The 11,424-nt window shown below is 51.1% G+C and carries 9 protein-coding genes; 8 read left to right on the top strand and 1 reads right to left on the bottom strand.

Annotated elements, in window-relative coordinates; genetic code table 11:
- Positions 1-169: 169 nt before the first annotated feature.
- Positions 170-1,897 carry an SLC13 family permease gene (locus tag REH51_RS02625; protein WP_498936770.1) on the bottom strand — a complete coding sequence of 576 codons (1,728 nt, stop codon included), beginning with the start codon at positions 1,895-1,897 and terminating at the stop codon, positions 170-172.
- 198 nt (positions 1,898-2,095) lie between these two features.
- Between REH51_RS02625 and REH51_RS02620 the strand changes: the two genes are divergently transcribed.
- The 8 genes from REH51_RS02620 to glmM all read left to right on the top strand — a co-directional run bounded on the left by REH51_RS02620 (position 2,096) and on the right by glmM (position 11,386).
- A complete protein-coding gene (locus tag REH51_RS02620; RefSeq protein ID WP_234667734.1) occupies positions 2,096-3,112 on the top strand; it encodes an IS30 family transposase in 1,017 nt (338 codons plus the stop codon).
- 54 nt (positions 3,113-3,166) lie between these two features.
- Positions 3,167-3,655, top strand: a complete 489-nt coding sequence (locus REH51_RS02615) for a helix-turn-helix domain-containing protein (protein WP_039868446.1) — start codon at positions 3,167-3,169, stop codon at positions 3,653-3,655.
- A 102-nt stretch (positions 3,656-3,757) separates the two neighbouring features.
- Positions 3,758-3,952, top strand: a complete 195-nt coding sequence (locus tag REH51_RS02610; protein ID WP_009721823.1) for a hypothetical protein — start codon at positions 3,758-3,760, stop codon at positions 3,950-3,952.
- A 107-nt stretch (positions 3,953-4,059) separates the two neighbouring features.
- Entirely contained in the window at positions 4,060-4,962 is a 903-nt protein-coding gene (cysD, locus tag REH51_RS02605; protein ID WP_009721824.1) for a sulfate adenylyltransferase subunit CysD, read from the top strand.
- Positions 4,962-6,866 (top strand): sulfate adenylyltransferase subunit CysN, encoded by a 1,905-nt coding sequence (cysN, locus tag REH51_RS02600; protein WP_009721825.1) that lies wholly within the window; start codon positions 4,962-4,964, stop codon positions 6,864-6,866. The genes cysD and cysN overlap by 1 nt, the downstream gene beginning before the upstream one ends.
- Before the next feature lie 98 nt (positions 6,867-6,964).
- A complete protein-coding gene (cysQ, locus tag REH51_RS02595; protein WP_009721826.1) occupies positions 6,965-7,735 on the top strand; it encodes a 3'(2'),5'-bisphosphate nucleotidase CysQ in 771 nt (256 codons plus the stop codon).
- Positions 7,736-8,010: 275 nt separating this feature from the next.
- Positions 8,011-9,858 (top strand): glutamine--fructose-6-phosphate transaminase (isomerizing), encoded by a 1,848-nt coding sequence (gene glmS, locus REH51_RS02590; RefSeq protein WP_009721827.1) that lies wholly within the window; start codon positions 8,011-8,013, stop codon positions 9,856-9,858.
- 184 nt (positions 9,859-10,042) lie between these two features.
- Entirely contained in the window at positions 10,043-11,386 is a 1,344-nt protein-coding gene (gene glmM, locus REH51_RS02585; RefSeq protein ID WP_498936768.1) for a phosphoglucosamine mutase, read from the top strand.
- Positions 11,387-11,424 lie beyond the last annotated feature (38 nt).

Raw genomic sequence — 11,424 nt, 5'->3', positions numbered from 1 at the left:
TAAGCTTTTGCCCATACTGTTGCCACGCTTAGCACCTACCGCGCAGGTGTGTCTGGTGGATAATATGAATGTATCCTTAAAAGCTTTGTGCCAGCAGTGGGCTGAGCGACATGGTCTCAAGGTAGCCGAATTGGCTAGTTGAGCTGCGTGCTCCTAATCAGAAAATATCCTAAAAGGGAAACACTATTGGTGTAATAACCAATACCGCGGCCGAGTAGGTAATACTCACAGGTAAACCAATCTTGAAGAAATCAGTAATTTTATAGCGCCCTGGTGAATACACCATCAGGTGGGTCTGATAGCCAAAGGGAATTAAAAAGCAGGCGCTGGCACCGTAGGCAACTGCCATCACAAATGGCAGGGGGTCGACACCAAAGGCTTGGGCGGTGCTCCAGGCAATAGGGAAGGCTAGTGCGGCAGCCGCGTTATTGGTGACTGTTTCGGTTAACAGTAGTGTTAATAGGTAGCAGCCAATAAAAGCAGCGTAAACGCCGTAACCGCTAAACATCCACTGCATTCCTCCTGCCAGTACAGCGGCGGCCCCTGAATTTTCTAACGCTAGTGCTATCCCCAAGGCAGAACCAATGATCAGCCAAAGTTCAAACGGAAAGCGGCGGCGCAATTCGGCCAAGCTAATCACTTTTAATAACAGTAGGCCGCCCAGCAGTAGTAGTAAACCATGAACCAGCGGCAGCCAGTTGGCAGTCGCCAGTGCGATAACGCTTGCAAATCCGCCTAGCGTAATAATGCTTTCTTTTCGCGTGAGTTGAGGACGTGTAAAGCTGCCGCTGAGTAGATGGAAGTTACGGTCTATGTTGCGATGTTGACGAAAGTCGGCACTAACAGCTGAGAGCAAGCAGTCGCCCACCCGCAAAGGGATTTTGCCAAGCTGGCCCTCCAGGCGTTTCCCACCACGGCGTATACCGACAACCCCTGCGCTAAACATGCTTCGCAAATCAACATCTTGCAGTGTTTTGCCAGAAAGCTCTGATTCGTGGGAAATGACCACTTCTACTAAATTGGTGGCGAGTAAGTTATCGGCTTGATGGCCAAATAGATTGAGTCCTGGAAAGCGCTGTAGCGCCTGCACCTTATTCACTTCGCCTGTAAATACTAACGTGTCGGCTGCTTGCAGGCGTTCATCTGGAGCAACGGGACTGATTAGGCGGCCCTGGCGTTCAATTTCTAATAGATAAAGGCCATTAAGGTTTCTAAGGCCGTTTTCCTCAATACTCTTGCCGATCATAGGTGATTCGGATTCTACGTCCGCTGCAAGAAAGTAGGAGAGTTTCTCGTCGGTATCTTCCAGACGATGGTGGGGTAGGGCATTCGCTCGCCATAACAATACGCATAGAGTGATCAATGCAACGGGCACACCTACTAAGCTAAATTGAAACATACCTAGCTCACTACCGCTGGCGCTGAGATTAAAAGAGTTCACCACTAGGTTGGTAGATGTGCCTACTAGCGTCGTGATTCCTCCTAAAATCGAGGCGTAGGAAAGTGGAATTAATAGCCGCGAAGGTGCAATGCGCTGTTGGCGTGAAATAGCCCCTAAAAAAGCGGCGACCACCGCTGTGTTGTTCAAAAAGGCAGAAAGCACAGCGGTGCTGCCCATTAGCCGGGCCGTGGCTAAGCGGGGGTGGCCTTTGAGTAAGTCGCGAGAAAGCCAGTCCAGCAGAGGTGAACGTTCTAATGCAAGTGACACCAGCAGCAGTAAGAGTAGCGTGGCCAATGCGGGGTTGGTGTATTGCATTAGCAGTGTGCTGGTATCAACAAACCCTAAAAGTAAAAATATGCCCGCGAGCGTCACAAAGTCAATCGCAGGCTTAACTTTTCCGCTAATTAACAGTACTAGCAATACAGCAATTGATAACAAAACGGCCCATGGGGTCATGTTGATCCTTACAAAACATAATTCATATTAGAAACTTGCTGGGTTTTACGTCGACTTTGATGCTGGTATCTAATAATTGCCAACGATAGCGTTATGTGTAGTTTGTTAATTGTTTTCAATCAAAGGTTTGTGCTCAATATTGGCCTTGGCCGCAGAAACTGAGTGCAACACCTGAGCATTTCGCTAAGGTGTTGTCCCATGTCTTACCTCGAACTCAGTATTGAAGAACGTGCCAGCATCCAAGTGGGTCAAGCCCAAGGGATGAGCCTTCGGCATATTGCCCAGCTCCTGGGGCGAGCTCCTTCAACCATCTCTCGTGAAATACGCCGTAACCAAATGGCCCAGAACGGTTACTGCGCCCGGTACGCCCAACGTCAGCGAGAAAAGCGTCGAGAGGTCTGTCGTCCTGCGCGTAAGCTTTTGCCAGGCACCGAGCGGTTTGATCTCATCGTGCATATGTTGCGGCGACGCTTGTCTCCCGAACAAATTAGCGGCAAGCTCAAGACGATGAAACTACCTGATTTGCGCGATGCCTACGTCTGCCGAGAGACCATCTACACGGCCATTTATGCCTTGCCTGTTGGCCACCTTCGCAAGGAACTGATTCACTGCTTGCGACAAGGTAAAACCACACGCAAGCCTCGCCGTGGCGAAGTGGATCGACGTGGCCAGATCCCTGACATGGTCAGCATTCACTTACGTCCGCCCGAGGTCAGTAAGCGTGAAATGCCCGGCCACTGGGAAGGCGATCTGATCAAAGGTAAGAATAACGCGTCCGCGGTAGGCACCTTGGTAGAGCTTAGTAGTGGCTATCTGATCCTCGCAAAAATGGACGACGCCACCGCCACCTCCGCCGTAGCAGGCTTTAGTGCTGCTCTGAATCGAATGCCGACCACCGCTCGAAAAAGCATGACCTATGATCAGGGGCGTGAAATGGCACAACATGCAAAAATCACTCAAGAAACCGGCGTTGCGATTTACTTTTGCGATCCCCATAGCCCCTGGCAACGTGGGGCCAATGAGAATATCAATGGCCTTATCCGTCAATATTTACCGAAAGGAACGGACCTTTCAGTACATAGCCAGGAAGAGCTGGACGCCATTGCCTTTGAGCTGAATATGCGACCTCGAAAACGCTTTGGATTTAAATGTCCGATAGAAGTGATGAGCGAGCTGATGGCCAAGTACCATGAAAGCCCATCAACCATCCAATGAGTGTGTTGCACTCAGAGTCTGCATCCGCCGGCCATTAAACATTTATCGCCTGAATTGCTAAACGAACGCCGTAAGCAGGCGGTTAAGCTCCGTTTAGACGGCCATACCGTTGCGGTTGCCTGCCAGCAAACTGGGCTTTCCGCTCCGACCGTTTCGGCTGCTTGGAAGGCTTTTCGTGAAGGCGGGTGGGCGGCGGTACCCGTAAAGTCCCGTGGGCGTTTAAAAGGGCAGGCCAGCGTTCTCGGGTTAGATGTTCAGGCGCTTTTGTGGCAAGCACTTTACCAGGAGCCACAAAATAGTTTATTGCACCCAGCACCAGGTTGGAGCAGTGCTGGTTTGGCTGAATGGCTTACTACGCACCACGGCGTTGTGCTATCTCAGCGGGCGATTGAGCACTGGTGGGAAGCGCAAGGGTTGAAGCATAAACCTTGGAAGCTTAAGTGCTTAACAAATAGCCACTTAGAAAATAGCCATTTAGCAAAACAGCGCTCCCAAGAGGGGCGCTGGTTTCGCAGGGGGGGGCCCCCGCTTTTGCCAAGCTGAAGGGTGGCGACCAGCGCTGGCAAGGTGGTGTTCGGCGGGTGACTCATCCATCCGGTTCCGTGTACCAGATTTATTTGCATGGCCCCTGGGAGGCGGTTATTAATGCGTTGTTTTAAAAAACTGCCTGAAGCACAAGCGTACCTATCGGTGTTTCGTGCACTAAATTCATCTGGTGGTGCTGCCCTGGTATTTCGTGGGGATTTGTTGTCAGCAAGCCCAGAGGTAACTGACTGGTTAGAGCAGCAGCCTTCATTTTGGCTAGTGCCAGTGCCTGCTGATTTGGCACTGGGCATGTAATTAAGTTCTATACGTAGATATTTAGACGTTTGGATACTTAGGTTTTTTAAGGTAGTGCCACGACCGGCCACTTGAGAACAATTTTTCACACAACGTTGGGAAAAATGATGACATCACTCACCCATCTGCAGCGACTGGAAGCGGAAAGCATCCAGATCATGCGCGAAGTGGTCGCCGAGGCTGAAAACCCGGTAATGCTGTATTCCGTCGGTAAAGATTCCGCAGTTATGCTGCACTTGGCACGAAAGGCGTTTGCGCCTGGTTCACCGCCATTTCCACTCTTGCATGTGGATACACGCTGGAAGTTCCGCGCGATGTATGAATTCCGCGATAAAATGGCCGAAGAGATCGGTGTGGATCTTTTGGTGCATATCAACCCGGAAGGGGTTGAGAAAGACATTAACCCGTTTACCCACGGCTCGGCGATTCACACCGATGTGATGAAAACTGAGGGCTTGAAGCAAGCACTTGATAAGTACGGGTTCGATGCGGCTTTTGGTGGTGCTCGTCGTGATGAAGAGAAGTCTCGTGCCAAAGAGCGTGTGTTCTCTTTCCGTTCTGCACAGCACCGTTGGGACCCGAAAAATCAGCGTCCTGAGCTGTGGAAGCTGTACAACACGCGTAAGAACCCTAAAGAGTCTATCCGCGTGTTCCCCATCTCTAACTGGACTGAACTGGACATTTGGCAGTATATCCATCTGCAGAATATTCCAATTGTTCCGCTTTACTATTCGGCAGAGCGCCCTGTAGTTGAGCGTGACGGTGCGTTGATCATGGTGGACGATGAGCGCATGCCGCTAGAGCCGGGCGAAGTACCGATGATGCGCAAGGTCCGTTTCCGTACGTTGGGTTGCTACCCACTTACCGGCGCGGTGGAGTCTGAAGCCGATACGCTTCCTGCCATCATTCAAGAGATGCTGTTGACCAAGACGTCAGAACGCCAGGGGCGTGTGATTGATCACGATAGCGCTGCTTCCATGGAGAAGAAAAAGCAAGAGGGGTACTTCTAATGTCGCATTCATCTGAACTTATTGCCGAAGACATCGAAGGCTACCTGAAGGCCCACGAACATAAAGGCCTGCTGCGTTTTATTACCTGTGGCAGCGTTGATGACGGTAAAAGCACCCTGATTGGCCGCTTGCTGTTTGAATCCAAACTGTTATTTGAAGATCAGCTGGCTGCTATTGAAGCTGACTCTAAAAAATACGGTACTCAGGGCGGCGACATGGACTTTGCGCTGCTGGTCGATGGCTTGGCAGCAGAGCGTGAGCAAGGCATCACTATTGATGTGGCGTATCGCTTTTTCTCTACTGAGACGCGCAAGTTTATCGTTGCCGACACACCTGGGCATGAGCAGTACACCCGCAACATGGTGACCGGCGCTTCCACGGCAGACGCTGCCATTTTGATGGTTGACGCACGTCACGGAATTTTGACTCAGACCCGTCGTCATAGTTTTTTGATGTCATTGATGGGCATGCGGCATGTCGTCGTTGCCATCAATAAAATGGACTTGGTGGATTACTCTAAGACGCGTTTCGATCAAATCGTCGAAGAGTACCGTACGTTTGCCAAACAGCTCGGTCTGGAAAACATTACGTTTATCCCCATGTCGGCGTTGAAAGGCGATAACGTTATTGAGCCAAGCCCGCACATGCCTTGGTATCACGGCACTACGCTGATGGGCTATTTGGAAACCGTAGAGCTGGATGCCGAGCATTTGCAGCGCTCTCCCTTCCGGATGCCAGTGCAGTGGGTGAACCGTCCTAACCTGGATTTCCGTGGTTTTTCTGGAATGGTAGCCAGTGGTGTTGTTCGCCCTGGCGATCAAATTCGCGTTCAGCCTTCTGGTAAATCCAGCACGGTGTCACGCATCTACACCTTTGATGGTGACTTGGACGAGGCGGTGGCAGGTCAGTCTGTAACACTGCTGCTAGACGATGAAATTGATATCTCTCGGGGCGATGTCATCTCCGGTGTAGAGCAGCCTGCTCATACGGCTGATCAGTTCGAAACAACGTTGGTGTGGATGCATGAGGCGCCGCTGCTGCCAGGCCGCCCTTACTTAATGAAGCTAGGCACCCAGATGGTGTCAGCGACCGTTACCGATATTAAATATCAGGTTAACGTTAATACGCTGGAACATACGGCTGGGAAGCAGCTTGATTTGAACGGCATTGGTGTCTGCACGATTAGTTTGAATCGTGCGGTTGCTTTTGATGCTTATCAAGATAACCACGATACCGGTGGCTTCATCCTGATTGACCGTATGACGAACAATACGGTGGGTGCAGGGATGCTGCATTTTGCTCTTCGTCGTAGCCAGAATATTCATATGCAACACGTGGATATTGATAAACAGGCACGTGCGTTGGCGAAGAGCCAGAAGCCCGCAGTTCTGTGGTTCACAGGTCTTTCTGGTGCTGGTAAATCAACGATCGCTAATTTGGTTGAGAAAAAGCTATTTACCCAGGGGCAACATACCTACCTACTCGATGGTGATAACGTCCGTCATGGTTTAAACCGTGACTTAGGCTTTACCGATGCTGATCGCGTTGAAAATGTGCGCCGTGTCGCGGAAATCTCCAAACTGATGGTGGATGCTGGGTTGATCGTTATGTCCGCGTTTATTTCGCCTTTCCGCAGTGAGCGTCAATTTGCGCGAGACTTGCTGGAAGCGGATGAGTTCATCGAGATTTTCGTAGATGCGCCACTGAATGTAGTAGAAGCCCGGGATCCTAAAGGCCTTTATAAAAAGGCTCGCCGAGGTGAATTGAAGAATTTCACTGGCATTGACTCAACTTATGAAGCACCTGAGTCGCCAGATATTCACCTGAAAACCTCAGAGATGAGTGCCGAAGAAGCGGCTGATAGCGTGATTAATGCGTTGCGTGAGCGTGGCCTAATTAGCTGATCTCTCATAGTATGTATGTTGAACGCGTAATGTAAGCATCGATAAGCCACCAAGCAGCTAGCCGTTGTTTGGTGGCTTAATCATAAGGGAATGGCACTATGATTGATCAAGCGTTATTGGATTCTGTAGAGCGTATTGCTCGTGAAGCGGGCGATGCCATCATGGCGGTTTATGCCTGCGAATTTAGCGTGGAAGAAAAAGAAGACAAAAGCCCGCTAACTGAAGCGGATCAAGCGGCCCATAATGTGATTGTGCGCGGCTTGCAGGGGCTTGAATTACAGTTGCCAATACTCTCTGAGGAAGATGCAGAAGGCTTTTCGGGAGTAGATAGCAATGGCCGTTATTGGTTAGTAGACCCGCTAGATGGTACAAAAGAGTTTATCAAGCGCAACGGCGAGTTCACCGTTAATATTGCGCTAATTGAAAACGGCAAACCGATTTTGGGCGTTGTTACCGCGCCGGCGCTTGAAACCGCTTATGTCGCCGCTGAAGGTTTAGGTGCTTTCAAGGTGGAAGCGAATGGCGAACGCCATGAAATTCGAGTTGCAGGTAAACCGGAAGCCGCGTCGGCTTGGCGTGTCGTGGGTAGTCGCTCGCACACCAGCCCGGATTTAGCAGCGTGGCTTGAAAAGCTGGGCAAGCATGAAATGCTGCCCATGGGCAGTTCGCTTAAACTATGCTTAATTGCAGAAGGAAAGGCTGATGCTTACCCCCGCTTAGGCCCTACCTGCCTTTGGGACACTGGTGCTGCTCATGCAGTCGTGCTTCAAGCGGGTGGCCGGGTTGAAGCGTTAGAGGGTAAACAGCTTAGCTACGCCAACCCCAGCGAAAAGCTTAATCCGTATTTTGTTGTTTGGGGAAATGGGTGAAGGCTGTACTTTGAAGCCTTAACCATAGGGAGTGTAAGATGCTCCCCCTTAAGGGGCCGTTCATGGGATACTTTCTATGATCGGTTTTCTAAAGGTGGCTGTGATTGGTCTCTTGTGGCCGATCTTCTGTAGCTGTTTTATGTGACTGGTCTTTGTAAATAGCCCTTTGCAAATGGCCCTTTGCTCTTCGTTTATTGCAAATGGTTTTTTGCACATGGCTCTTTGCATGCGAGTGAAAGCCATCGTCGTTATAAGTCGTTATTAAAGGATTGAGTATGTGCGGAATCGTTGGCGCCATTGGCGCAAGGGAATGTACCCCGTTTTTGCTTTCAGGCTTGAGGGTGCTTGAATACCGTGGCTATGACTCTGCTGGGTTAGCCGTACTAGATGCTTCTGGAGCTTTGGTGCGGGCCCGTGCCAAGGGCCGAGTATCAGAACTGGAAGCCCGCGTTTCAGAGAAGGGCGTCGAGGGTAATGTGGGCATTGCCCATACCCGTTGGGCGACTCACGGTGTTCCTGCTGAACGTAACGCTCACCCGCATATTTCTAGTGGTTTGGCGGTGGTGCATAACGGCATCATTGAAAACTATGAAGCCCTGCGTGAGAAACTTCAGGGGTTGGGGTATGAGTTCACTTCAGACACCGACACTGAAACCATCGCCCACTTGATTCAAGCCTGCTTTAAAGGTGAAGTTGGCGAACCAGCGGAAAATCTATTTTCTGCAGTGCGTTGCGCTGTGGCGCATTTGCAAGGCGCTTTCGCCCTGGCGGTGGTTAGCGAAGAGGAGCCGGATTGCTTAGTCGTTGCCCGTGAGGGTTCTCCATTGATGTTAGGTATTGCTGATGACGGCCACTATGCCGCTTCAGATGCCTCGGCACTGCTTTCTGTCACTCAGCAGATGATGTACCTAGAAAATGGTGATGTCGCGCGTTTGACCAGCGACTCTATCACCCTGGTCGATGCTCTCGGCCAACCGGCTCAGCGCGAAGTGATTACCTCCAGCCTTTCTGCCAATGCAGTCGAGCTGGGTGAGTTTAATCACTATATGCAAAAAGAGATGTTTGAGCAGCCGCAAGCGTTGGGTAACACGCTAGAAATGCTGAGCGGCGCAGGCCAACTGCAGCCGGGTATTTTTGGTGCAGAAGCGCAAGCCGTTTTTGAGCAGGTAGATTCCGTACTGATCTTGGCGTGTGGTACCTCTAGCTACGCGGGCATGACGGCTAAATACTGGATCGAGCAAGTCGCCGGTATTTCGTGCAATGTTGAAATTGCCAGTGAATACCGTTACCGCAAAAGCGTGGCGAATCCTAACCAGCTAGTGGTAGTGATTTCACAGTCTGGTGAAACCGCTGATACGCTCGCCGCATTGCAGCACGCTAAATCAATGGGGCACACCCATACGCTTGCGATTTGTAACGTACCTGAATCTGCCATTGTGCGTGAAACGCTGCTGCGTTTTATTACCCGTGCTGGCCCGGAGATTGGTGTTGCCTCTACTAAGGCCTTTACCACTCAGCTTAGCGCGCTATTTTTGCTCACGCTTTTGTTGGCAAAAGCGAATCAGCGTCTAGATGAAGCAGATGAGAAAGCCTATCTGGACGAGCTGCGCCACTTGCCCATCGCAGTTGAAAAGGTGCTGGCACTTGAACCAAGCATCAAAGCGTGGTCGAAGCATTTTGCTAATAAGCACCATGCGCTGTTCTTAGGCCGTGGCCGCCACTTCCCGATTGCGTTGGAAGGTGCGCTGAAGCTTAAAGAAATTTCTTATATTCATGCAGAAGCTTACCCAGCTGGGGAGTTGAAGCACGGCCCGTTAGCGTTGGTTGATGCGGATATGCCAGTGGTGGTGGTGGCGCCCAATGATGAGATGTTAGAAAAGCTAAAGGCCAATATGCAGGAAGTGAGCGCTCGTGGCGGGCAGCTTTACGTGTTTGCTGATGGTGATAGTGCCGTGAAGTCGAGCGAAGGTGTGAATGTACTGATGATGCCGGAACACTACGGCTTGCTTTCGCCCGTGTTACACGTGGTTGCACTTCAGTTGTTGTCATATCACGTGGCGCTTGTAAAAGGCACGGACGTAGATAAGCCACGTAACTTGGCGAAAAGCGTCACGGTGGAGTAAATCCAGGGGCGGCTTCGCCGCCTTCGCGGGTGCCTCATTCGCTCGTTCCTCGCGAGATTCGTTACACCGCGCTACAAACGTATTGAATAAACAGGTTTTGTAGCGCGGCGTAAGCGTCAGCGCACCCGCGGGGGTGCTCACCATTCACTTTTCATTATTCACCACTCACTATTCAGGTTTTAACATGCGTAAATATTTTGGCACCGATGGCGTTCGTGGCCGTGTTGGCGAATTCCCCATGACCCCGGACTTTGCAATGAAGCTGGGTTGGGCCGCTGGCAAAGTGCTGGGGGCAGAAGGTATTAAAGAAGTGTTGATCGGCAAAGATACCCGAGCAAGTGGCTACATGCTGGAGTCTGCGTTGGAAGCGGGCTTTTCGGCGGGGGGGGTCAACGTGGCGCTGGTCGGGCCGCTGCCTACGCCTGGGGTGGCCTACCTCACCTCTACCTTCCGCGCAGATGCGGGGGTGGTCATCAGTGCTTCTCATAACCCTTTTGACGACAACGGTATCAAAATATTTGGGCAGGGTGGCTACAAGCTGACCGATGCTCAAGAGCAGGAGATTGAAAATAAGCTGCATATCGCTCTGGAAGGCGGTATGGAGTGTGTAAGTTCAGAAGCATTAGGTAAAGCGCGCCGTGTAGACGATGCTGCTGGCCGTTATATCGAATACTGCAAAGCTGTGCTGCCTAGTACATTAAGCTTAAGCGGGCTGAAAATTGTAGTGGATAGCGCGAATGGCGCTGGCTACAAAGTTGCGCCGGCTGTTTACAAAGAGTTAGGTGCTGACGTTATTAGCATTCATGACCAGCCCAACGGGGTAAACATTAATGCGAACTGTGGCGCGACCTCTATGCGCAGCCTATGTACTGCGGTGTTAGAGAACGAAGCCGATCTTGGTATCGCATTGGATGGCGATGCCGACCGCCTGATGATGGTTGACCACACCGGAGCGGTCGTTGATGGTGATGAGCTGCTGTTTTTGCTGGCGAAAGATGCCAAAGCTGCGGGCTACACAGGCGGTATTGTTGGCACCCAGATGAGCAATTTGGGGCTTGAGCAAGCATTGGCTACGATTGACGTGCCGTTTGTGCGCGCCAAAGTAGGTGACCGCTATGTCATGGAGCAGCTGAAAAGTACGGGATGGCGCTTAGGAGGGGAGGGTTCTGGTCATTTGCTGAGTCTTGATCATGCCTCTACAGGTGACGCGGTAATTGCTTCGCTACGCGTGCTGACGTCATTGCTAAACCAGGGCACTACGCTTCATATGGCTAAGAAGGGCATGAACAAATTACCCCAAGTGTTGGTTAACGTGCGCTTTAAAGCCAGTAAAAATGAAGACCCTCTCGAAAGTGCACAGGTTCAGCAAGCGCTTACTGAGGCAGAAGAAAAGCTCGCTGCCAATGGCCGTGTGCTGTTACGCAAGTCCGGCACTGAGCCGCTGATTCGTGTGATGGTAGAAGCTGGTGATGCAAAGCTAGCCAAATGGTGCGCCGAGCATATTGCCAAAGCATTACCTTCTATCTAACCTAATCGCTTGGTAAATAAGCGTGATTAATCAATAAT

The sequence above is a fragment of the Halomonas bluephagenesis genome (genome assembly GCF_054790765.1).
The sequence above is the reverse complement of the archived record's forward strand: the minus strand, read 5'-3'. Positions and strand labels throughout refer to the sequence as shown.

Excerpts from the sequence above, each read along its gene's own strand:
- glmM (WP_498936768.1), top strand. The coding sequence starts at position 10,043 with ATGCGTAAATATTTTGGCACCGATGGCGTTCGTGGCCGTGTTGGCGAA.
- cysQ (WP_009721826.1), top strand. The coding sequence starts at position 6,965 with ATGATTGATCAAGCGTTATTGGATTCTGTAGAGCGTATTGCTCGTGAA.
- cysD (WP_009721824.1), top strand. The coding sequence starts at position 4,060 with ATGACATCACTCACCCATCTGCAGCGACTGGAAGCGGAAAGCATCCAG.
- REH51_RS02625 (WP_498936770.1), bottom strand. The coding sequence starts at position 1,897 with ATGACCCCATGGGCCGTTTTGTTATCAATTGCTGTATTGCTAGTACTG.
- cysN (WP_009721825.1), top strand. The coding sequence starts at position 4,962 with ATGTCGCATTCATCTGAACTTATTGCCGAAGACATCGAAGGCTACCTG.
- REH51_RS02610 (WP_009721823.1), top strand. The coding sequence starts at position 3,758 with ATGCGTTGTTTTAAAAAACTGCCTGAAGCACAAGCGTACCTATCGGTG.
- glmS (WP_009721827.1), top strand. The coding sequence starts at position 8,011 with ATGTGCGGAATCGTTGGCGCCATTGGCGCAAGGGAATGTACCCCGTTT.
- REH51_RS02620 (WP_234667734.1), top strand. The coding sequence starts at position 2,096 with ATGTCTTACCTCGAACTCAGTATTGAAGAACGTGCCAGCATCCAAGTG.